The organism is Arthrobacter sp. ISL-72, assembly GCF_018613755.1.
Lineage (GTDB): Bacteria > Actinomycetota > Actinomycetes > Actinomycetales > Micrococcaceae > Arthrobacter.
Window position 1 is genome coordinate 403,097 of sequence record NZ_JAGGPP010000004.1, and the last position, 21,576, is coordinate 424,672.

Sequence of the window (21,576 nt, forward strand, 5' to 3'; positions counted from 1 at the left end):
GGGAACTAGATGCTGTAGCGCTCGTCCTCGTGGTCGCCGGGGTGGTCGTTGACCAGGCCGGCAGCCAGCGTGTTGCCGTCCAGCGGGTCGATCACCAGGAACCCGCCCGTGCGGCGGTGGTGCAGGTAGTTCTCGAGCGGCAGCGGGGCGGCGAGCCGGAGCTGCGCGTGGCCGATGTCGTTGAGCTCCAGGTTGGAGGCGCCCTCGAGCTTGAACGTGGCCAGGTCCAGCTTGCCGCTGACGCTGCGGACCAGGGCCTGCACGGTGCGGGTGCCGTGCTTGACCAGTACCTTGGCACCCTCGCGGAGCGGCTTCGGGGACAGCCAGCATAGTGCCGCATACAGGTCTGCGGAGGCTTCGCGGACGGTGCCGGCGGCGGCGATGGTGTCACCGCGGGCGACGTCGAACTCGTCGGCAAGGCGCAGGGCCACGGACTGCGGCGCGACGGCTTCCTCCAGCTCAGCACCGGCGAAGTCGATGCCCGTCACCGTGGTGGTGCGCGGGTCCTGGCCGGGGGTCAGCACGCTGACCTTGTCGCCCACCTTGACCGAACCTTCGGTGATTTGCCCGGCGTACGCGCGGTAGTCACGGTACTTTTCGACGTCGAGCCCGCCGGCGATAGCGTCCGGTGCCAGCGCGCCCTGCGGCCGGATGACCAGCTGCACGGGGAAGCGGAAGCTCTCCAGGTGGCTTTCGAGTTCGTCCGCAGCGGGCAGCGTCTCCAGCACCTCGAGCAGGGCGGGGCCGGTGTACCAGGGGGTGCGCTCCGAGCGCTCCACCACATTGTCGCCGTCGAGCGCGGAAACCGGAACCACCAGCAGGTCCGCGATGCCATCGGAGCCGAGGCCGAGCTCACGCCCAACCTTCTGCACGTCCGCTTCGATCTCGCGGAACACGCTCTCGCTGAAGTCCACCAGGTCGATCTTGTTCACGGCCACGATCACGTGCGCCACGCGCAGCAGCTGCAGCACGGACAGGTGCCGGCGGGTCTGCTCCAGGACACCCTTGCGGGCGTCAATGAGTACGACGACGGCGTCCGCGGTGGATGCGCCGGTCACGGTGTTCTTGGTGTACTGCACGTGCCCGGGGCAGTCGGCCAGGATGAAGCTGCGGCGGTCCGTGGCGAAGTAGCGGTAGGCGACGTCGATGGTGATGCCCTGCTCACGCTCGGCGCGCAGGCCGTCGGTCAGGAGGGCCAGGTCGATCGCTTGTACACCGGCTGCGCCGGGTCCTCCGAAACCGCGGTCCGCAGAGGTGCGGGCAACAGCGTCAAGCTGGTCGGCGAGGATGGCCTTGGAGTCGTGCAGGAGGCGGCCCACCAACGTGGACTTGCCGTCGTCGACCGATCCGGCGGTCGCGAAGCGGAACAAGGAGGCGGACGCTAGCGGGGCCTCGTCAAGAAGGGCAGCCGCGCGGGCTGTATCGATTTCGGTGCTCATTAGAAATAGCCATCCTTCTTGCGGTCTTCCATGGCGGCCTCGGAAATGCGGTCATCCGCACGGGTTGCGCCACGTTCGGTGATGGTGGAGGCGGCAACTTCGATGACGACGTCGCGCACCGTGGCGGCGGCCGATTCGACGGCGCCGGTGCAGGACATGTCACCGACAGTCCGGTAGCGGACGGTCTTGGTGATGACTTTCTCGTGCGGCAGCGGCTGGGACACTTCGCCCACTGCGCGCCACATGCCGTCGCGGGCAAAGACCTCGCGGTCGTGGGCGTAGTACAGGCCCGGCAGCTCGATGTTTTCGCGCTCGATGTAGCGCCAGACGTCCAGCTCGGTCCAGTTGCTGATGGGGAACGCACGGACGTGCTGGCCCACGGTGTGGCGGCCGTTGTACAGGTTCCACAGCTCGGGGCGCTGGTTGCGCGGGTCCCACTGGCCGAACTCGTCACGGAGGCTCAGGATGCGCTCCTTGGCGCGGGCCTTGTCCTCGTCGCGGCGGCCGCCGCCGAAGACGGCGTCGAACTTGTTGCGCTGGATCGCGTCCAGCAGCGGGACGGTCTGCAGCGGGTTGCGGGTGCCGTCGGCACGCTCGGCCAGTTCGCCGCTGTCGATGAACTCCTGCACGGAGCCCACCACCAGCTTCAGGCCGAGGCGCTCAACGGTGCGGTCGCGGAAGTCGATGACCTCGGGGAAGTTGTGGCCGGTGTCCACGTGCAGCACGGGGAAGGGTACCTTGCCCGGCCAGAAGGCCTTGGTGGCCAGGTGCAGCATCACCACGGAATCCTTGCCGCCGGAGAACAGCAGCGCGGGCTTCTCGAACTCGGCCACCACCTCGCGGATGATGTGGATTGCCTCGGATTCGAGCGTGTCCAGGCTGGAGAGGCGCGTGGAAACAGCAGCGTCGGTCACCTGGGTGGGCTCCTCAGTTAGGAAAGTGCTCATACGTGTAGTCCGCATTCTGTCTTGTCGGATCCTGCCCAGCGGCCGGCGCGGGGGTCATCGCCGGGCGCTACCTTGCGGGTGCAGGGCTGGCAGCCAATGGACGGGTAGCCCTGTGAAAGCAGCGGGTTGACGGGAAGTAGGTTGTCGTCGGAGTACTGCACCAGCTGGTCGAAACTCCAGGCCGCCACCGGGTTGACCTTGACCAGGCCGTTGGCTTCGTCCCAGGTGATCAGCGGGGTGTTGGTGCGGGTGGGGGCTTCGTCGCGGCGCACGCCGGTGAACCACAGTTCGTAGCCGGCCAGGGTGCGGCGCAGCGGGGCCACCTTGCGGAGGGCGCAGCACTGGGCGGCGTCGCGGGCAAAGAGGTCCTTGCCGAGCAGCCGGTCCTGCTGTTCCACGGTGTTCTCGGGGAGGACGTCCACCACGTTGACGCGGAGGTTTGCGGCCACCTCGTCGCGCGTGGCGTAGGTCTCCGGGAAGTGGTAGCCGGTCTCCAGGAAGAGCACGTCGACGCCGGGGAGCTGGTCCGCGACGAGCGCCGGCAGGACGGCGTCGGCCATGGAGCAGGCCACGGCCACGGCGGGCAGTTCGAAGTTGCGGACCACCCAGGCGATGACGTCGCGGGCAGGGGCGTCCCAGCCGAGCTCGGCGGCGCCGGCTTCGGCCAGTGCCTTGAGCTCCTCGTGGGAGCGGAGTTTTGCTTCAACATCGGTCACTGCAGTGCCTCCTCATCGGCTGCGTGGGCCCACTCGGCGAAGGTCTGGCCTTCGGCTCGGTCGGCCACGAACTTCCGGACTACGCGCTCCACGTAATCGGGCAGGTCCTCGACGTACACCTTGAGCCCGCGGACGGTGCGTCCGAGGCCGGCCTCTTCGCGGTCGTTGGAAGCCAGCCCGCCGCCCAGGTGGACCTGGAAACCCGGGGTGGGGTCGCCGTCGGGCGTTGGCAGCATCATGCCCTTCAGTCCGATGTCCGCGGTCTGGATGCGGGCGCAGGAGTTGGGGCAGCCGTTGATGTGCAGGGACAGGGCCTGGGGCAGCTGGCCGCTGGCGGTGAGGTCGGCCAGGCGGCGTTCCAGCTCGGCCACTGCGGTTGCGGCGGTGACCTTGGTTTCGACAATGGCGAGCTTGCAGTACTCGATGCCGGTGCAGGCGATGGTGCCGCGGCGGAACACGGACGGACGGGCGGAGAGGCCCAGGGCGTCCAGCTCGGCGACCAGCGGCTCGACTTCTTCCTTGGCAACGTCCAGCACCACGAGCTTCTGGTGCGGGGTGGTGCGCAGCCGGTAGGAGCCGCGGGCCTCGAGGGTGTCCGCGAGCTTGACCAGCGCCGCGCCGGACAGGCGGCCGGCGATGGGGGTGGCGCCGATGAAGAACTTGCCGTCCTTCTGCTCGTGCACGCCCACGTGGTCGCCCGGGGTGGACGGCTTGGGTGCGGCGGGGCCGTCGGCCAGCTTGTAGCCGAGGTATTCGTCCTCGAGGATCTGGCGGAACTTCTCGGGGCCCCAGTCGGCCATGAGGAACTTCAGGCGCGCCTTGGTGCGCATGCGGCGGTAACCGTAGTCGCGGAAGATGCTGGTGACGCCGAGCCACACTTCGGCGGCCTCTTCAGGGCGGACGAAGGCGCCGAGGCGCTTGCCCAGCATGGGGTTGGTGGACAGCGCGCCGCCGGCCCAGAGGTCGTAGCCGACGCCCAGTTCAGGGTGCTTGACGCCCACCAGGGCGAAGTCGTTGATCTCGTGCACCACGTCCTGGCTGGGGTGGCCGGTGATGGCGGTCTTGTACTTGCGCGGCAGGTTGGACAGCAGCGGGTTGCCGATAAACCGCTCCCCCAGTTCCGCAATCAGCGGGGTGGGGTCGATGATTTCGTCCTTGGCGATGCCGGCCACGGGCGAACCCAGGATGACGCGGGGAACGTCGCCGCAGGCCTCGGTGGTGGACAGGCCGACACCTTCGAGACGGCGCCAGATCTCGGGGATGTCCTCCACACGGATCCAGTGCAGCTGGATGTTCTGGCGGTCGGTGAGGTCGGCGGAGTCCCGGCCGAAGTCCACGGAGATCTGGCCGATGACGCGCAGCTGCTCGGTGGTGAGCGCGCCGCCGTCGATCCTCACGCGGAGCATGAAGTACTTGTCCTCGAGCTCATGCGGTTCGAGTGTGGCGGTCTTGCCGCCGTCGATCCCGGGCTTGCGCTGGGTGTAGAGGCCCCACCAGCGGAAGCGGCCGTGCAGGTCCTGGCTCGGGATGGCGTCGAAGCCCTCTTTGGAGTAGATGGACTCGATACGCTCGCGGACGTTGAGGCCGTCGTCTTCCTGCTTCCAGGTTTCGTTGGCATTGAGCGGCGTGGTGCCGTCCACTTTCCACTGGCCATGCGGCTTCGCTGCCGGACGGTTGGCGCGTGCAGGTCGCTTGGCGGCAGCGGAGTCCGCGGACGCTCCGGCTAGAGCTGTATCAGTCATGCATCGACTGTAGGTCCCACCCGAAAGCCGTCACAAAGGGTCGGAAACGCGAGGTCACCTAGGGAAATATTTCGTCATGAATCGCCGGAGGGCCTTGCGGATTCCCGGTTTGCGGCAACGGCGGCGTCATACCGGTCCAGGGCGATCTCGGCCATGAGTTTCGAGGGCAGCAGCGGCTCGGTCACCACGTCGGCCTGCGCCTTGGCCAGCTGGTCGTGGAAGAAGCCGTGGGCCAGCAGGTAGGAGGCAATGATGACGCGTCCCTGCCCCTCCCCGCCGGGGTATTCGGCGCGCAGCAAGGCGACGGCGTCGGGCACGGACGGTTTGGCGGCCGCACCGTAGGCGGGCACGATCCTGTTGCCGCGCAGTGCCCTGAGGTGTTCGGCGAGCTCTTCAACGCTGACCGAGGCCTTGGGGTTGGTGGATCCTGCCGCAGCCAGCACCACGGCGTCGTGCTCGGTGGCCCCGGCCTCGCGCAGCCGCTGGTCCAGGATCTCCGCCAGCCGGGGGTCCGGCCCCAGCGGCTCGGACGCGAAGCTGCCTTCCCTGCCGCGCGCAGCCTTCGCAATATCCACCTTGGTGTGGAAGCCGACACTGAGGAGCAGCGGCACAATGACGGCCGGCTCCCCTTCCGGCAGCCCGGCCATGACGTCCACCAGGTCCGGATCCTGCACGTCAACGTAGGCTTCCCGGACATCCAGGCCGGGGCGCAACCCGCTGATGTCGGCGCGGAGGCCGTTGACCTCGGAGGCACCCAGCGGGCTGGACGTTCCGTGGGCACAGGCGATCATGATCGGGCTATTCATAGGGGCTAGCGTAACGTTGGAGCCACCCTATCCGCCCCTTTGGAACTGACCGGGACGCCCATTGACCATCTCATTCGACTCCGTCCTGGTATGGCTGGATCTGGCCGGTGTCTTCTTCTTCGCGGTCTCCGGGTCCCTGCTGGCGGCGCGGAAACAGTTCGACATCCTCGGGTCCCTGCTGCTCGCGTCCCTGGTTTCCCTGGGCGGCGGCGTGATCCGCGACATCATTCTCAACAGCGGCCCTCCGGCGGCGTTCACCAATCCGGCGTATCTGGCTCCCCCGCTGCTGGCCACCGTGCTGGTGTACTTCCTGTTCTCCAGTGTCCAGCGCTACACCTCGCTGCTGTTCCTGTTCGACGCCGGCGGACTGGCCCTGTTCTGCATCACGGGCACGCTCAAGGCGCTGACGCTGGGGATGAACCCGGTGGCGGCGGTCCTGCTGGGGGTCACGACGGCGGTGGGCGGCGGCCTCCTGCGCGACATCACTGCCAATGAAGTGCCCCAGCTCTTCGACCCCAAGGACCTCTACGCCCTCCCCGCCTTCACCGGGGCCGCCCTGACTTCCGTCCTGTGGGTTTCCGGGTTGTTCAACGCAGTCACTGCCGGCGCCATCGCCGCCGTCGTTTTCGCCTTCCGGGTGACGGCCTGGCGCAAATCCTGGCACGTTCCGCTAGCCGTCCGGGGGTGGCACCGGCTGGGGCTTGGACCGGCCGAAAGCGGTGCCCGGGATTAGCTAGGATATGAACCATGACTGACATGTTCCTCGAGAAGTTCCGCGCGCTTGTTCCGAAGTATCTCGAGGACGAATGGCAGGAGGAGGACGGGCTCTCCCCCGAGGAGCTCGATGAAGCCGTTTCCGAGCACCAGTTCCAGATCCCTCTGGTCCTGCGCGAGTTCTACCAGGCAGTGGGTGGCTGCGAGGACCTCATGGAGGCCTACCACTACTTCTGGGATCCCGAGGAACTCGAAGTGGACGACGAAGGCTTCCTGATGTTCCTGGAGGACGAGGAAGAACAGTTCACCTGGGGCTTCCGCGTGGGCGACCTCGGCGTCCCGGACCCCATTGTGTACCGCCGCAACAACGCCCGCGGCCAGTGGAAGAGCGAAGAAGGCACGTTCTCGGAGTTCGTGTTCGACATGTTCGAGTGGGCTTTCAACGACGAGGACTAAGTTGTTGGGGCTTCGCCGCCGCCGTCGTGGCTCTCGCGCCAAAACGGGGCACTTCGACACGGACACGCCGTCTGCTAAGCCCGGTTCCGCGGTTCTGTGGCTCAAAGTGCCCCACGACGGCGGCAGTCACCTCGCGTCGAAAGCTCCCCGCCGGCAAAGCTCCAGTACCGCCAGCACTTCGGCCACCATCCGCTCAGGGTGATGAACGACGTCGTCATAGCCATACCTGAGCCCGAGACGTCCGCCTATGACCGTGGCATTGTTCCGTTTCCGGTCCTTCTTCACTTGTCGGGGTTCCGCGTGGGAGCGGCCGTCGGTTTCCACCACGAGGAACTCTTCGATGAGGAAGTCCACCTCGCCCACGCCCGGAAGCTCCACATGCCTACGAACATGGAGGCCTGCCCGCCGGAAATGATAATTGGCCAGCACCTCAAGGAGTGAGTCGGCCCGCGGGATCACGCTGTCCAGGATGGCCCGGACGCGGGCATTGCGATTTCCGGGGAGCTTGCGACGCAGGAACTCCACGGTGATGTCTCCGCGTTGGGCAGCGCATTGGACCATGACAAGGGATTCCAGCGCAGGCAGGCATCGCAGCGCGTGAATGAGGACGTCGGCCGGGCCGGCAACCGGCAGCCAGGGATGGGGCGCATGGAGGCACCGGCCATGGGTCAGCGCTCCGGAAGGTGTTGCCTTGTGGCCCGGACTCAGGTGGACCGCGCCAGCGTCATTTAGCGTCCAGAGCCTGTAAATGGGCGCGGCCGATAAACAGGTAAGCAGGGCGTTGTGCCGTAGCGCGATCCCGAACACACCTGCCTCCCGGGGCAGGCTGTAGACGCCCCGCCGGATACGTACAACGCGCCCACCGGCCACGGCTTTGGTGAGGGAAGCACGAGTGAATCCCGCCCCGCAGAGTGCCGACGCCCGGGCCGCCCCGGCCCGGCTGCGGAGAAAGCCCTCAATATCCATGACTCCACGGTGCCTGCGGACTGATGCCGGGGCGAGACGCCAGCTGGGACATGTGGACAACTCGGCCGTCGTGGGGCACTTCGACACGAACACGCCGAACTCCACCCTTGGAATGCCCCATGACGGCCGCAATCTGCCCCACGACGGCGGGAGGCCCAGCTGCCACCCACGTGACATGGGCATTAACAAGACAGTTGGCATTTGTGACAAAACTGTCATAGACTTATTCACGGATCCACTAAATGCCTCCGGTGGATCTGATGCGAACGGAGAAATGGCCCCGGTTCGATGCAGCGAATGACTCGTGTTGCTGCAAAGAACCGGGGCCGTTCCGTTTAAGCCCCGGGTTAAGCCCTGGGCCCTCGGGGAACAGAAAACTCAGCTGGCGCGGTCAACCACCGCGCGGGCGAAGCTTGTCAGGGACTCCTTGACCACGCCGTCGGGCAGCGGCGCCAGGGCGGCAATGGCCTCATCGGCCCAGGCACGCGCCACAACCCACGATTCCGCCGTGACACGGTGATCGCGCAAGCCTGCCACGGCGGCGGCCAGGGCGTCGTCCGAGGAGAGGTCGCCGTCGATCAGTTTCAGGAGTTCGACGGCGGACGCGTCACCTTCGGCGGCGGCGTTGCGGAGCAGCAGGACCGGCAGGGTGGGCACGCCTTCGCGCAAATCCGTTCCGGGGGATTTGCCGGACTTGACCTTGATGCCGGTGACGTCGATGACGTCGTCGGCCAGCTGGAAGGCCACGCCGATCTTCTCGCCGTACTCCACCAGCAGCGGCTCGTAGGCCTCATCCGCACCGGAGAAAATGGCGCCCAGCTGGCCCGAGGCAGCCACCAGGGAGCCGGTCTTGTCCGCAATGACGGAGAGGTAGTGCGCCACGGGGTCTTCGTCCGGGCGCGGCCCCACGGTTTCGTGCAGCTGGCCCAGGCACAGGCGTTCGAACGTGCGGGCCTGGATGCCCAGCGCGCGGGAGCCAAGCTCCGACACCAGGATGGAGGCGCGGGCGAAAATCAGGTCGCCGGTGAGGACGGCCACCGAGTTGCCCCAGACCTCATGGGCGGTGGGCGCACCGCGGCGGAACGGGGCCGAGTCCATCACGTCGTCGTGGTAGAGGGTGGCCAGGTGGGTGAGCTCAACGACCACGGCAGCCTGGACCACAGCCGGGCGCGAGGCGTCGCCGAGATGGGCGCAGAGCAGGGCCAGCAGCGGACGGATGCGCTTGCCGCCGGCTTCCACCAGGTGACGCGACGTTGCATCAGCCAGGGGGTCGGAGTTGGCAATGGCCTCGCGGAGCTTCTTTTCCACGCGGGCAAGGTTGGTGGTGATGGCCGGGCCCAGCTCCGGGTCTTCCGCGATGGCGGCGAAACCGGCCGGCAGCTGGAGGCCTGTGGCGATGGCGGTGGTGTTGGGCTCGGGCTCCCTGGGGCCCGGCAGGCCGTGTCCGGCGTGGGTCCAGCTGTGCTTGGCAGAGTTCGTCACGGGTTAACCCTAACTTTTTGGTGCGGAAACCGCGGATGTGTAGCTGGACGGGGACAGGGAGGTGTTGGACGTGGCAGGCACCAGGGCCTCCAGGAGCCTGATCACCCTGTCCTCGAACCCCTTGGCTGATTCATCCGTGACGTTGGCCATCAGCCGGACTACGAACTTCATAAGTGCCGGCAGCGGCATGCCGGTGCGCAGGGCAAGCTTCATGACCGAGGGCTTGCCGATCACCGAGGCGAACGCCCGGCCCAGGGTGAAGTGGCTCCCCCACTGGCCGCGCACATAGTCCGCGTACCCCTTGAAGTGGAGGTCGGCGTCGTCGTGCGTCCACTTGGCGTAGCGGCTTTGCCAGTCGGCGCCGTCGATGATGTATTCGGCCGCAAAGCGGGCGGACTCCATGGCGTAGGAGATGCCTTCGCCGTTGAACGGGGAGACCATGCCGCCGGCATCGCCCAGGAGCAGCAGGCCCGGGTAGTAGTGCGGGGTCCGGTTGAAGCCCATGGGCAACGCGGCGCCGCGGACCTCGCCCACCTGGTTTTCGGGCGTGAAGCCCCATTCGGCGGGCATCCCGGCGGTCCACTCGCGCAGGACCTGCTTGTAGTCGAGCTTGCCGAATTCGGCCGAGGAGTTCAGGATGCCGAGGCCCACGTTGGAGGTGCCGTCGCCCACGCCGAACACCCAGCCGTAGCCGGGCAGCAGTCCGCCGTCGCGGCCGGGAAGTTCCAGCCAGCCTTCCATCCAGTCGTCGTCGTGCCGGGGGCTCCGGAAATACGTGCGCACGGCAACGCCCAGCGGGCGGTCGTCGCGCTTCTGGATGCCCAGGGACACGGCAGTCCGGGATGAGTTTCCGTCGGCGGCCAGTACGACGTCGGCAAAAAAGTCGCGCGTCTCCCCCGTCTTGCGTCCGGATTCGTCAAGCAGGGCCGCGCGGGCACCGATGACGCGGCCGTCCTCAGCACGCAGGGCTTCGGTGACGCTGTGGCCCTCCAGGATGCGCGCGCCGGCGGACTCTGCGTGCCGGGCCAGCTCCTCGTCGAAGCCCAGCCGGGTGCGGATCAGGCCGTACGTGGGGAAATCTGAGACTTCCGGCCAGGGCAACTCGATGGTGCGTCCGCGGGCGATCAGGCGCAGGCCCTTGTTGCGCCGCCAGCCGGCCTCTTCCGGGTGGGGCAGGCCCAGCTTCTGGATCTCGCGGACGGCGCGCGGCGTGAGGCCGTCGCCGCAGACCTTTTCCCGCGGGAACCTGGTTTTTTCCAGCACCGTGACGTGGATGCCGGCCTTGGCGAGGTAGTAGGCGGCAGTGGACCCTGCGGGGCCGGCGCCGACGATCAGTACGTTCACGGCAGCTGTCGGCTAGCTCGCCGGCCGGGTGATGTTGCGGCGGAGCTTCGCCACGGGGCCGGTTTGGTTGGCGATGGCCGCGGCGTTCCCGGAGACGGGCTTGTGCGCGCGGTGGACGGCGACGATGCCGCCGCTGAGGTTGCGGTAGGTGACCTTCTCCCAGCCGGATTCCTGCAGCCAGCTGGCCAGGTGGTCCTGGTCCGGCCAGGCGCGGATGGACTCGGCGAGGTAGACGTAGGCGTCCGGGTTGGACGAGACCTTCACGGCGATGGCCGGGAGGGCGCGCATGAGGTATTCGGTGTACATGGTGCGCCACAGCGGGACCACGGGCTGGGAGAACTCGGCGATCACCAGCTTGCCGCCGGGCTTGGTCACGCGGAGCATTTCGGCCAGGGCCTTCTTCGGCTCGTTGACGTTGCGCAGGCCGAAGGAAATGGTGGTGGCATCGAAGGTGTTGTCCGCGAACGGCAGGCGGGTGGCGTCACCGGCGATGAAGTCGATGTCCGGGCGGCGGCGCTTGCCGACCTTCAACATCCCGAGGGAGAAATCGCAGGCGATGACGTTAATCCCCGCGTCGGCATAGGGCTCGCTGGAGGTGCCCGTTCCGGCGGCGAGGTCGAGCACGCGCTGGCCGGCCCTCACATCCATTGCTTCGACGACTACCCGGCGCCAGCGGCGCGTCTGTCCCATGGACAGGACATCGTTCACGACGTCGTATTTGGGGGCGACGTCGTCAAACATCGTGGCTACTTCGTCCGGACGCTTATCCAAGGATGCTCGGTTCACCATGACATTGTCTCAAATGTTGGGCGGACCCACGAACCACCGCCGCAGCCCCGCGCGGCGCGGTGGCGGCCACGGCCCCGGCCGCGGTCCCGGCCACAGCCCCGGCCGCACTCGGGAGTACTGTTGTTCCATCATGACGAGTACGTTCCGCGCCGGCATCATCAAGACCCTGACAGTCCCCCTGGATGGAAGATCATTCTCCGGGGGGCTGCCGTCATTTCTGGTCCGGGACGATGTCCTCTGCTGGACCCGCCGCGAAGCCGGCCTCGTGGGCTTCGGCGAAATTGCCCGGTTCAGCGCCACCGGCCCCGAGCGTTTCCTCGAGGCCGACATCTGGTGGCGGCACCTGGTCCTCGAGGCGGACATCACCGACTCAGTGGACTGCCCCGGCACCGGCCCGGTGGCCTTCGGCTCCTTCGCCTTCTCGAAGATGTCCACGCACCGCTCGCGGCTGATCGTGCCCGAGATTGTTGTGGGGGTCAGGGACGGCCGCGCCTGGCTCACCCAGTTAACGTTCGACGACGGCGAGCTCACCGAGGCCGGCGCCCTCGCCGCCCTGGGTCGCTGGCTGGACGCCGACCCGCTGGTGACCGCGGCCTCCAGCGCCGAACTGGAGGCGGAACCGCCGGTGACAGGGGCCGGTCCGCAGGCGGGCAGTGCCGGCGTCGGGCTGCACGTAGGCAACCGTCCCGGCGGCGGCGTGGCCGCAGAGCCGGCTGCCGACGTCGTGCCTAAACTCGAAACCGGATCGCTCAGCGAGCATGACTGGATGGCGGCGGTGGCTGCCGGCGTCGCCGAAATCCGCACCGGCAAGCTCGAGAAACTCGTCCTGGCCCGGGACATCGTGGCCACGATTCCGGAGGGCGTGAACGCCGCCGAAATCCTGCGCCAGCTGGCCATCCGGTACCGCGAATGCTGGACCTACGGCGTGGACGGGCTGGTGGGTTCCACTCCGGAAATGCTGATCCAGGTGGAGGGCCGCACGGCCCAGGCCCGCGTTTTGGCCGGGACCCTGGACCGGCGCGACGCCGAGGGGATGGACGGCTCGCCGCTGGAATTCGCCGAGCGTGTGCTGGCCGGGTCCGAGAAGCAGCGGCACGAGCACGAGATCGCGATCCAGTCGCTGACCACCCAGCTGGCGCCGTTCTCCGAGGCCATGAATGCGCACAGCGAACCGTTCATCCTGGAGCTGCCCAATGTGTGGCACCTTGCGTCGGACGTGAAGGCGGAACTGACCGAGGTTGAAGGGCACGTGCCCACGTGCCTCGCGCTCATCAACGCCCTCCACCCGACCGCCGCCGTCTGCGGAACCCCCACCACGGTGGCCGGGGCGCTGATCCGCAAGCTGGAACACATGGACCGTGGACCGTATGCGGGGCCGGTGGGCTGGCTGGACGCGGCAGGGAACGGCGAGTGGGGCATCGCGCTGCGCGGCGCGGTGATCGAGGCGCCGGACTCGGTGCGGCTCTATGCCGGCTGCGGGATCGTGGAGGGCTCGCATCCCGAGGCGGAACTCGCCGAGACCTGGGCCAAGTTCCGGCCGATGCTCGAGTCGCTGGGGCTGAAGAGCTAGTTTTCTGGGCCTCCTTGGTGAAGAGTCCGGGATCTCAGACAATGCCGCGACCCTGGGGCTTGCGCTAGCCTCGATAATAGTTATCCAATAGTGAAACTAAGTTTTCTGTGATGCACATCTCAAATTCGGCGTTACACTATAAGCCGTCTTAGTCACGCATGCCCCTGCAACAAAAGGTAAGAAACTATGCAGCCCAAGTCCTCCGCCACGGCCAAGCTGGCCGCCAAGGCAGCCGCAATCCTCGCCGTCGGGGCCCTCTCCCTGACGGCCTGCGGCGGTAGCTCCACACCTGCAGCGACCTCCGAAGGCGGCGTCCAGCTCATCAATGCCGGCAAACTGACCGTTTGCTCCGACGTTCCCTACGAGCCGTTCGAATTCCAGAAGGACGGCAAGATTGTCGGCTTCGACATGGATATCGCCGGCGAGCTGGCCAAGGACATGAAGGCCGAACTGAACGTTGTGGACAGCTCCTTCGAGGCAATCGAGACCGGAACTGCCCTGACCGGTTGCGACGTCTCCATCTCCTCCGTCTCCATCACGGACACCCGCAAGGCCGTCATGGACTTCTCCGACCCGTACCTGAACGACGACCTGACCCTGGTCGCCACCGAGGCTTCCGGCATCACCAACCTCGACGGCGCCAAGGGCAAGAAGGTGGGCGTCCAGCAGGCCACCACGGGCGCGCAGTACGCCAAGGACAAGGGCATCGAGGCGCAGCAGTTTGAGGACACGGGGCTACTGGTCCAGGCACTCAAGGCCGGCACCATCGACGCTGCCCTGGGCAACCAGTCGGTCCTCGGCTACGCCATCAAGGACGATGACAAGTACAAGCGCGTGGAGAACTACGCCACCGGCGAGAAGCTGGGAATCGCGGTCAAGAAGGGCAACACCGCCATGCTTGACCAGGTCAACAGCACGCTGAAGCGCCTGACCGACGACGGCTCCTTGAAGAAGTACGAGACCACCTGGTTCGGCGAAGCCGCCAAGTAACCGGCGCGCCTGACACCTACGCTTCCGGGGCCCCGTTCGGGATCTGTACAACAGTCCGTACGGGGCCTCATCTGCGCAAAACGAATGTGAGAACACCATGGCAATGACCGCCCGACAGCGAGCCCAAGTCAGCCTGTACGTCCAGGCCGGAATCTTCGTTGTGGCTGTGGCCGCACTGATTCTGGCCACCGACTGGAAAACCATCGGCACCAGCGTCTTCAACTTCGCCAAGATCGGCCCGATGTTCCCGGACATCTTCGTGGCCGGCCTCAAGAACACCCTGATCTACACGTCCCTGGGCTTCATCGTGGGCCTGTCCGGCGGGCTGCTGCTGGCCCTCATGAAGCTTTCCAGCTTCCCGCTCTACCGCTGGATCGCCACCGGCTACATCGAGTTCTTCCGCGGCATTCCCGCGCTGCTCGTGTTCATCGCGTTCGGCTACGGTGTTCCGCTCGCGTTCGGCGTGCAGTGGAACGTGACCATCGTGGTGATGATTTCGCTGGGCATGGTGGCCGCGGCCTACATCGCCGAAACACTCCGAGCCGGCCTGCAGGCCGTGCCCAAGGGACAGCTCGAAGCCGCCCGTTCGCTGGGCATGCCCCAGTGGCGGGCCATGGTGTCCATCGTGATCCCGCAGGCCTTCCGCATCGTCCTCCCGCCGCTGACCAACGAGGTGATCCTTCTGACCAAGGACTCCTCGCTGATCTACGTGCTGGGCCTGACCGCTTCGCAGTACGAGCTCACCAAGTTCGGCCGCGACGGCATATCCAGCCTGGGCGCAGGGCTTACCCCGCTCCTCGTGGCAGGCGCCTTCTACCTGGTGATCACCATCCCGCTGAGCCTTTTGGCCAGGAAGTTCGAAAGCCGCTCCGCGCGGACGAAGCGATAGGCAGGACAGTCATGAACGACGTCGTACATTCCTCCGGCACCAGCGCCCCCGTGCGCGCCGCCGGAGTTTCCCTCAAGGACCTGCGCAAGTCCTACGGCTCCAACGAAGTCCTCAAGGGCATCAGCCTGGACGTTGCCCCCGGCGAGGTCGTCTGCCTGATCGGCCCGTCCGGCTCCGGCAAGTCCACCCTGCTGCGCTGCGTCAACCTGCTCGAGCAGCCCAACGAGGGAACCATCCACGTGGGCGGCTTCGAGGCCACCGACCCCGATGTGGACATTGACCGGATGCGCCGCAAGGTGGGCATGGTGTTCCAGCAGTTCAACCTGTTTCCGCACCTGAACGCCCTGCAGAACTGCACCATCGCGCAGACCAAGGTGCTCAAGCGCCCGCAGTCCCAGGCGGACAACGTGGCACGCGCCAACCTGGAACGCGTGGGCCTGGGCCACCTGGCCGACCGATTCCCGGACCAGCTCTCCGGCGGCCAGCAGCAGCGTGTGGCCATCGCCCGGGCGCTGAGCATGGACCCCGAGCTCATGCTGTTCGACGAGCCCACCTCGGCCCTGGACCCGGAGACCGTGGGGGACGTCCTGTCGGTCATGCGGAACCTGGCCAAGGAGGGCATGACCATGCTGGTGGTGACCCACGAGATGGGCTTCGCCCGGGAAGTGGCCGACCGCGTGGTGTTCATGGACGGCGGCGTTGTGGTGGAGGAAGGCACGGCCGAACAGGTCGTCGGAGCGCCCACGCAGTCCCGCACCAAGGAGTTCCTCAAGCGCGTGCTGGACCCGACGCACATCGAGATCGCGAGCTAGGGCGGGGATCCGGCCTTAGGACGCAGAATCGGTCCGGGGACACTCAAATTTGGGTGTCCCCGGGCCGATTCTGCGTCCTGGGACCAATGCCGCGTCCGGGAGATGACCAACGACGGCGGGGCACGCCTGCCGTCCTCAGCTTGCCTTCCAGTTCGCCGCCCTTCCGCAGATCACTCCACACCCACCGGACCACGTTCAGCCCCGTTGCCCGGATCCGGTCCTCCCGCAGCTTCTCGTCCACCACGACCTGCCCGGGCGTCCTGCCTTTGAGGAATTCCGGCTTGAGGTACTTCTCAACGCCGTCGAACTCGCCGACCGTCCGGCTCTCTTTCCAATAGAAGTCGGTGAAGGCCACGAAGCCGGTGGTGCTCCGGACCTCGTGCTGCAGGGTTGGTGCCTCGAAACCAGCCGCGTGAATCAACCCCCGGCTGTACGACTCGCCCGGAGAGCCGGACCGGGCGTCGGCAAACTCGACGGCAGCCCGGACGCGCCGCATAGCAGCAGCGGAGTATCGTCCCGCCGCAGCCGCCAGCAGCTCCTCCTTGGTCAGCGCCGGGAGTGCCCGGACATTGTCGGCCTTAAGCACGTGATCCAACGGAACCAATGCCTCGGCAAACGGGACGGTTGCCGCCAGGTCGAGGACCGTCACCACCCGTGAGGTGACGCGCAAGCCGTCCACGGTGTCGGCGTCGAGCATTGCGGGCTCCACCAGATGTTTCCGCACGCCGCCGCGGGACCGGCCGCCGCCCCGGAAAGTGGTCAACGCGTGAACCGGCTGGCCCCGCTGGATTGTGGGGACACCCCAGAGCGCGGCGCCGGAATGATGCGAGAAGACCGGCGGGAGCTGGGAAGTCTCTGCAACTGCCTCGATCCTCAGCCGGTAGCGCTGCCAGGCGGCGAGCCCGGCCCAGGCCGAAGCCTCCACGTACACGCCCTGCCGGACACGCACCAGGAAGCCGGATCTCACTGCAGCGGGCAGCGGACGGGTGCTCGCACCGGTCTCGGCAAGATGGCGGGTCAGGATCAGGCGGGGCAGCTCACTCACACCGGAACCATCGCAGGGCACCAGGCGTTCCGGCAGATGCCAACCCGGTTATGTGGACAAACCACAACGGACGGCGGGACGCAGAATCGGTCCGGGGACCCCGGTTAATCCTTGTCCTGGGGCCGAATCGGCGTCCTTAGGCTACGCCCTCAAAGTCCCAGCCACCGCTGCTCCCACTGCCGCCTTGATCCGGCCGTGCAGTTCCCTGAGCCCATGCCGGTCGGTGCGGACCTCAATGATGCTTCGGCCCGACCTCGGCACGGTAAGCGCCTCGGCGAGTGCCGCCGTCGTACTTACCGAGCAATGCTCGACGCCGTACGCTGCGGCGAGTGCCGCGATGTCCACTGTGTGCGGGGTGCCGAAGAGGCGTTCGACGGCGTTCCCGTACGTTCCGGCTTCGTGCACGGCGCCGTGCTCGAGGAGGTTGAAGATGGCGCCGCCGGAGTCGTTCAGGACCACTATGCGCAGCAGCGGATCGGTCTCGGCGAAGCCCAGGAGGAGCCCGCCGGCGTCGTGCAGGAAGGTCACGTCACCGAGCAGCAGCGTAGTTTCCTGCCGGCCGCCCCACGCGATTCCCGTGGCGGTGGAAATGGTGCCGTCGATGCCGGCGAGGCCGCGGTTGGCGAATACGGTGGCGGACGGTTCGGGCATGGGCTGGCCGGCGAGATCCACGTCGCGGATGCCGTTGGAGGATCCGAGCATCAACTGTCCGCGGGTGTGCTTCCAGACCAGTGCGCCGACCGACGGCCCGGTTGCCGCTGGTTCCTGGGCGAGCACCTGGTCGAGCGCGTGCTGGGCGGCGGCACCGGCCAGCAGCCACGCGTCCAGCCACGCCGCGGGTCCGCGCCCGGAGAAGTCGGCAAGGTCGCTGAGGTTGTCCAGCGGGAGCTCGGTCCGGCGGCCCGGTTCGAACCAGGCAACGGGAACCGGCTGGTAGAGGGCCGAAGCCACGTCGGCGCGGACCAGCAGCGCACTGACCGGCCGCGAAAGGGTTGGCCGGCCGAAGAGCACCACCCGCTCGATCGGCTGCGCGGAATCGGGGCCGAAGTGCTCCAGCAGCAGCCGGTACGGACCCACCGCGTTCGGGCCGAAACGCGAGTTGGAGGACGGCTCGGCCAGCAGCGGCAGGCTGTGGGCGCGGGCAAAGGCTTCGGCGACCGGTCCGGCGTCGTGCCCTGCCAGCACCACGGTGCGCCGTTCCTCCAGGGAGTCCAGTGCGGGCGCAAACGTCAGGGGCTCGGGGCCGCGTCCCATCTTGAAGACCCGTCGGTCCGCCGCCGCCGGCAAATGGTCGCCTGCGGCAGGAACCAGCGGATCACGGAAGGCCAAATTCAGCTGCACGGGTCCGCGCGGCGTGTCCTCAAAGGCTCCGGTGGCCGCGCTCAGGGCGGTCTCCACTGCACGCTGCGGGTCCGTTCCGGCGGGAACGTCGACGGCGAATCGCACGTGTTCGCCGAAGAGGTCCAATTGGATGGTGGTCTGGTTGGCGCCGGTCCCCCGCAGCTCATCGGGCCGGTCAGCGGACAGCACCACCAGCGGAAGCGCGGCGTGGTTGGCCTCCATCACGGCCGGCATCAGGTTCCCGACGGCGGTGCCGGACGTGGTGAGCACGGCAACCGGCGCTCCGGTGGACAACGCGAGTCCCAGCGCCGTGAACCCGGCCGATCGCTCGTCGATCCGGACCAGGAGTTCCACGCGGCCAGCGGCGTCGGCCTCCGCGAGGGCGTAGGCCAGGGGTGCCGACCGTGAACCCGGCGACACCACGACGTACCGCACGCCGCCGTCGAGCAGGGCGGACACGGCAATCCGGGCGGATTCGATGGCGGTGAGGGTGGCGCTTGCCGCTTCTCCGCGGGTGCCGGGGGTCGGGGCTGAGTCCTCGTCCTCGTGCAGAGCTGTTGGGGCGCTGGTCCCGTCCGGAGTAGCGGCGCCGGCCGCACTTGTGACTGCCGAGGCGGCCGGGGCGCCCGTGGGGTCGCCTTCGGAAAGCGGGGCGTCATCGGCGGCGGAATAGGCATCGAGCGGTTCCAGAGGGTTCTCAGAAGTCACCAACCCAGTCTCCCACCAACCCCAACGCTCTCTCACTTCCTGCCGCCCAAACCCAAACGCTCTCTCACTACCTAATGAGAGAGCGTCCCGGAAAAACCCTCCAGACGTGAGAGAGCGTCCCCGAAAAACCCGCCGGAAGTGAGAGAGCGTCCGGGAAAAACCCGCCGGAAATGAGAGAGCGTCCGATAGCTCACACGAGTTAGGTAAACTGCAGCAAAGCAGTGATTAACCCAGAGGATCAGCCCATGAACCGCAAGGCCACCGCACTGGACGTCGCTAAGCTGGCCGGCGTCTCGCGCAGCGCTGTGTCGCTCGTGCTCAACGGGCGGGGCGACGGCAACGTGGCCCTCGAGAGCCAGCAGCGCATACGGGAAGCAGCCGCCGCGCTCAACTACTCGCCCAACAAGATCGCCCTGAGCCTGCGGAACCAGCAGTCGCGGGTCATCGGGATCGTCTCGGACCAGGTGGTGACCAGTCCGTTCGACGGCAACATCATCGCGGGCGCCGATGCTGTGGCACGCTCGCACGGCTTTGTCACTGTCGTGATGGACACGGAGCTGGACGAGTCCCGGGACGAGGGTGCGGTGGACACCTTGCTGGACCGGCAGGTCGACGGATTGATGTACGTCACCGTGGGCCTGCGTCCGCTCCACGTGCCGCCGAACATGGCGCGTGTCCCGTCCATCCTGGCCAACTGTTTCGACGACCGCCCGGACGCCGGCCTTCCCGCGGTCATACCCGATGAGGTCCGCGGCGGCCGGGAAGCCGCTGAGCACGTCATGGCCCTCGGACACCGGGACATAGCCTTCCTCGCGGGCGACTCCCTGACGCCCGCTGCACCCCGCCGGATCGAGGGCTACCGCGAGGCCTTCAGCGGCGCCGGCCTTGAGGTCAACGAGGACCGTGTGCTGCAGGTCGGTTGGGATATCGACGCCGGATTCCACGGCGCCATGAAGCTCCTCGACGGCGTGGAACCAGCCCGGCGGCCCACCGCCATCCTGTGCGCCAACGACCGGTTGGCCGTCGGCGTCGTGCTCGCCTGCTACCGTCTTGGCCTGACCATCCCGCAGGACGTGTCGGTCATGGGCTACGACGACGAATTCCGCATCGCCAAAGCCATGGTTCCCGCCCTCAGCACCATGGCACTCCCGCTCCGGGAAATGGGCGCCGCCGCCATGACCGCGCTGCTCGCCGAGGTTGGGGCCACTCCGGCCGGAAAGAACGACGACGGCGGCCCGGCTGCCGGCGCCGCTACTCCTGCCGGTGCTGCTGCCGGCGCCGGCGCCGAGACGATGGTTCCCTGCCGCCTGGTGGTCCGTGATTCCACCGGCCCCGCCCCCGCCGGGCGTTAGCCCCGGCGGGAGGTGGTCCGCCGTCGTTAGTTCCCGACTGTGGGCTGCCTCAGCTGCCAGACGTCGGCGGTGGCATCAGCCGGAAGGTGCAGCTGCCACTCTTCACCGGCGGCCGGGTAGGCGCGGAGGGTCGTGGCCACGGAACCGGCCCGATACACTTCCACCAGCGAGGCATCCACGAAGATCCGCAGCTCCTCCCCCGGCTGCAGGTTTCCGCTGAACACGGTCTGGCGGCTGCCGCCTCCCACCAGCAGGAGTTCGACGGCGGCGCCCCCACCCGTGCCGGTCCCGCCAACAGCAGCACCACTGACCGAAGGCGCAGTCACCACGGTTTCAGCGAACGGGGGAAGCACAACGACTCCTCCGGCCTGGCGGGCCGTCTGCCTTCCCCGGTAGGCCTCGACTTCGGGAGCAGGGCTGACGGCAAGCGCGCCGTCGACCACCGAGAGTTCACGAGGGAAGGTCAGGACTCCGGCCCAGCCGGCAGCGTCGATTTCGTCCTGGTTGCGGCCGCGGCGACCGTCGCGACCGGCCCCCTCATTGGCCCAGCCCCACAGCAGTGCCCGGTCCTCCAGCGCCACGATCTGCGGCGCATAGAAGTCGCGCCCGAGGTCGGACTTCCCGCCGCCGCGGGGTGTGAACACCGGCAGCCCGGTTCCGGGGTCCTCGGCCAGCGAACCGACCAGGTGCCCCACACCGTTGGCGTGCTCGTGCTGGTCGCCGGAGAGCCAGAGCGAGAACATCATCAGCCAGGTCCCGGAATCGCCGGATTCCCCGGCCGAATCGGGCACCCGCACCAGCTGCGGGCATTCCCAGATCTCGGCGGGCGTGAATTCGGCGGCCACCGGGTTCTCCGAGGTGAGCCAGATGCCCTGGTATTTCCAGTCGGACATGTCCTCCACTGTGTACAGAAGCAGCGCGGCGTGCCCGTTGGCGAGACCGGCGCCCTGCATGGCGTACCGCTTGCCGTTGAACCGGAAGATGAAGGGATCCCGCACTGCCGTGACCTGCCCGTCATCGGGCATTGTCGCCGCCACCTGGCCGGTCTGCTCCCAGAAGACCAGGTCCTCCGAACCGCGGGCGACGACCACCTCGGAGTGGCCCCTGTCACCCCGGACGCCGGAGTACGCAGCGGTGGGAACACCGCCGTCGTCCGTCACCACACCGGTCCAGCAGCCATACTCATCCGGCCCGCCGTGCTGCGGGCGCAGCGCCACCGGGTGCTCCGCCCAGCGCACCAGGTCCGCGGAGCTCACGTGGCCCCAGGTGATCCGGTGGTGGCGGGCCGAGTCCGGGTTGTACTGGAAGAACACGTGGTACCGGCCGTTGAGGTAGCTGATGCCGTTGGGATCGTTGATCCAGCCCTGCGCGGGACGGGGGTGGAACCGCGGGAAGGCGGGGTCGGGGTGGGCGGCGGCGACGTCGTCGAAGTGGACGGCGGCGAGGTCCGGGGAGGACATGGCGGGGC

The 21,576-nt window shown here is 67.6% G+C and carries 19 protein-coding genes; 7 read left to right on the plus strand and 12 right to left on the minus strand.

The annotated features are described in order from the left end of the window. Positions 1-5: 5 nt before the first annotated feature. The 5 genes from J7I92_RS04875 to J7I92_RS04895 all read right to left on the minus strand — a co-directional run bounded on the left by J7I92_RS04875 (position 6) and on the right by J7I92_RS04895 (position 5,650). Positions 6-1,439, minus strand: a complete 1,434-nt coding sequence (locus tag J7I92_RS04875) for a sulfate adenylyltransferase subunit 1 (RefSeq protein WP_251039423.1) — start codon at positions 1,437-1,439, stop codon at positions 6-8. Next, positions 1,439-2,386 (minus strand): sulfate adenylyltransferase subunit CysD, encoded by a 948-nt coding sequence (gene cysD, locus J7I92_RS04880; RefSeq protein ID WP_214838002.1) that lies wholly within the window; start codon positions 2,384-2,386, stop codon positions 1,439-1,441. The genes J7I92_RS04875 and cysD overlap by 1 nt, the downstream gene beginning before the upstream one ends. Then, positions 2,383-3,102 (minus strand): phosphoadenylyl-sulfate reductase, encoded by a 720-nt coding sequence (locus J7I92_RS04885; RefSeq protein WP_214838005.1) that lies wholly within the window; start codon positions 3,100-3,102, stop codon positions 2,383-2,385. The genes cysD and J7I92_RS04885 overlap by 4 nt, the downstream gene beginning before the upstream one ends. Continuing rightward, positions 3,099-4,844, minus strand: coding sequence for a nitrite/sulfite reductase (locus J7I92_RS04890; protein ID WP_214838007.1), 1,746 nt, complete (start codon positions 4,842-4,844; stop codon positions 3,099-3,101). The genes J7I92_RS04885 and J7I92_RS04890 overlap by 4 nt, the downstream gene beginning before the upstream one ends. Before the next feature lie 74 nt (positions 4,845-4,918). Continuing rightward, a complete protein-coding gene (locus J7I92_RS04895) occupies positions 4,919-5,650 on the minus strand; it encodes a sirohydrochlorin chelatase (protein WP_214838009.1) in 732 nt (243 codons plus the stop codon). A 61-nt stretch (positions 5,651-5,711) separates the two neighbouring features. On the opposite strand from J7I92_RS04895, the gene J7I92_RS04900 reads away from it, so the two are divergent. Then, positions 5,712-6,383: a trimeric intracellular cation channel family protein gene (locus J7I92_RS04900; RefSeq protein WP_214838011.1), complete on the plus strand. Its 672-nt coding sequence runs from the start codon at positions 5,712-5,714 to the stop codon at positions 6,381-6,383. A gap of 14 nt (positions 6,384-6,397) precedes the next feature. After that, positions 6,398-6,820, plus strand: a complete 423-nt coding sequence (locus tag J7I92_RS04905) for a hypothetical protein (RefSeq protein WP_214838012.1) — start codon at positions 6,398-6,400, stop codon at positions 6,818-6,820. A gap of 126 nt (positions 6,821-6,946) precedes the next feature. On the opposite strand, the gene J7I92_RS04910 is transcribed toward J7I92_RS04905, so the two are convergent. The 4 genes from J7I92_RS04910 to J7I92_RS04925 form a co-directional block, all read right to left on the minus strand. Then, entirely contained in the window at positions 6,947-7,786 is an 840-nt protein-coding gene (locus J7I92_RS04910; RefSeq protein ID WP_214838013.1) for an endonuclease domain-containing protein, read from the minus strand. 378 nt (positions 7,787-8,164) lie between these two features. Then, a complete protein-coding gene (locus J7I92_RS04915) occupies positions 8,165-9,268 on the minus strand; it encodes a polyprenyl synthetase family protein (RefSeq protein WP_214838014.1) in 1,104 nt (367 codons plus the stop codon). 9 nt (positions 9,269-9,277) lie between these two features. Beyond that, complete coding sequence (locus J7I92_RS04920; RefSeq protein ID WP_214838016.1) at positions 9,278-10,612, minus strand: geranylgeranyl reductase family protein; 1,335 nt, start codon at positions 10,610-10,612, stop codon at positions 9,278-9,280. A 12-nt stretch (positions 10,613-10,624) separates the two neighbouring features. Further along, positions 10,625-11,398: a demethylmenaquinone methyltransferase gene (locus tag J7I92_RS04925; protein WP_311380132.1), complete on the minus strand. Its 774-nt coding sequence runs from the start codon at positions 11,396-11,398 to the stop codon at positions 10,625-10,627. Positions 11,399-11,531: 133 nt separating this feature from the next. On the opposite strand from J7I92_RS04925, the gene J7I92_RS04930 reads away from it, so the two are divergent. The 4 genes from J7I92_RS04930 to J7I92_RS04945 all read left to right on the plus strand — a co-directional run bounded on the left by J7I92_RS04930 (position 11,532) and on the right by J7I92_RS04945 (position 15,662). Next, positions 11,532-12,971 (plus strand): isochorismate synthase MenF, encoded by a 1,440-nt coding sequence (locus J7I92_RS04930; RefSeq protein WP_214838020.1) that lies wholly within the window; start codon positions 11,532-11,534, stop codon positions 12,969-12,971. 186 nt (positions 12,972-13,157) lie between these two features. After that, entirely contained in the window at positions 13,158-13,961 is an 804-nt protein-coding gene (locus J7I92_RS04935; RefSeq protein ID WP_214838022.1) for an ABC transporter substrate-binding protein, read from the plus strand. Between the two features lie 97 nt (positions 13,962-14,058). Further along, a complete protein-coding gene (locus tag J7I92_RS04940) occupies positions 14,059-14,850 on the plus strand; it encodes an amino acid ABC transporter permease (protein ID WP_214838023.1) in 792 nt (263 codons plus the stop codon). A gap of 11 nt (positions 14,851-14,861) precedes the next feature. Next, positions 14,862-15,662 (plus strand): amino acid ABC transporter ATP-binding protein, encoded by an 801-nt coding sequence (locus J7I92_RS04945; RefSeq protein ID WP_214838025.1) that lies wholly within the window; start codon positions 14,862-14,864, stop codon positions 15,660-15,662. Positions 15,663-15,705: 43 nt separating this feature from the next. On the opposite strand, the gene J7I92_RS04950 is transcribed toward J7I92_RS04945, so the two are convergent. Both J7I92_RS04950 and menD read right to left on the minus strand, forming a co-directional pair. After that, a complete protein-coding gene (locus J7I92_RS04950; RefSeq protein WP_214838027.1) occupies positions 15,706-16,707 on the minus strand; it encodes a hypothetical protein in 1,002 nt (333 codons plus the stop codon). 141 nt (positions 16,708-16,848) lie between these two features. Next, a complete protein-coding gene (menD, locus tag J7I92_RS04955) occupies positions 16,849-18,756 on the minus strand; it encodes a 2-succinyl-5-enolpyruvyl-6-hydroxy-3-cyclohexene-1-carboxylic-acid synthase (protein ID WP_396020348.1) in 1,908 nt (635 codons plus the stop codon). A gap of 245 nt (positions 18,757-19,001) precedes the next feature. Between menD and J7I92_RS04960 the strand changes: the two genes are divergently transcribed. After that, positions 19,002-20,108: a LacI family DNA-binding transcriptional regulator gene (locus tag J7I92_RS04960; protein WP_214838028.1), complete on the plus strand. Its 1,107-nt coding sequence runs from the start codon at positions 19,002-19,004 to the stop codon at positions 20,106-20,108. 26 nt (positions 20,109-20,134) lie between these two features. Here J7I92_RS04960 and J7I92_RS04965 read toward each other — a convergent pair whose 3' ends face one another. Continuing rightward, a complete protein-coding gene (locus J7I92_RS04965; protein ID WP_214838029.1) occupies positions 20,135-21,568 on the minus strand; it encodes a glycoside hydrolase family 32 protein in 1,434 nt (477 codons plus the stop codon). Between the last annotated feature and the right edge of the window lie 8 nt (positions 21,569-21,576).

Excerpts from the sequence above, each read along its gene's own strand:
- cysD (WP_214838002.1), bottom strand. The coding sequence starts at position 2,386 with ATGAGCACTTTCCTAACTGAGGAGCCCACCCAGGTGACCGACGCTGCT.
- J7I92_RS04890 (WP_214838007.1), bottom strand. The coding sequence starts at position 4,844 with ATGACTGATACAGCTCTAGCCGGAGCGTCCGCGGACTCCGCTGCCGCC.
- J7I92_RS04965 (WP_214838029.1), bottom strand. The coding sequence starts at position 21,568 with ATGTCCTCCCCGGACCTCGCCGCCGTCCACTTCGACGACGTCGCCGCC.
- J7I92_RS04910 (WP_214838013.1), bottom strand. The coding sequence starts at position 7,786 with ATGGATATTGAGGGCTTTCTCCGCAGCCGGGCCGGGGCGGCCCGGGCG.
- J7I92_RS04940 (WP_214838023.1), top strand. The coding sequence starts at position 14,059 with ATGGCAATGACCGCCCGACAGCGAGCCCAAGTCAGCCTGTACGTCCAG.
- J7I92_RS04960 (WP_214838028.1), top strand. The coding sequence starts at position 19,002 with ATGAACCGCAAGGCCACCGCACTGGACGTCGCTAAGCTGGCCGGCGTC.
- J7I92_RS04905 (WP_214838012.1), top strand. The coding sequence starts at position 6,398 with ATGACTGACATGTTCCTCGAGAAGTTCCGCGCGCTTGTTCCGAAGTAT.
- J7I92_RS04945 (WP_214838025.1), top strand. The coding sequence starts at position 14,862 with ATGAACGACGTCGTACATTCCTCCGGCACCAGCGCCCCCGTGCGCGCC.
- J7I92_RS04895 (WP_214838009.1), bottom strand. The coding sequence starts at position 5,650 with ATGAATAGCCCGATCATGATCGCCTGTGCCCACGGAACGTCCAGCCCG.
- J7I92_RS04935 (WP_214838022.1), top strand. The coding sequence starts at position 13,158 with ATGCAGCCCAAGTCCTCCGCCACGGCCAAGCTGGCCGCCAAGGCAGCC.
- J7I92_RS04875 (WP_251039423.1), bottom strand. The coding sequence starts at position 1,439 with ATGAGCACCGAAATCGATACAGCCCGCGCGGCTGCCCTTCTTGACGAG.
- J7I92_RS04930 (WP_214838020.1), top strand. The coding sequence starts at position 11,532 with ATGACGAGTACGTTCCGCGCCGGCATCATCAAGACCCTGACAGTCCCC.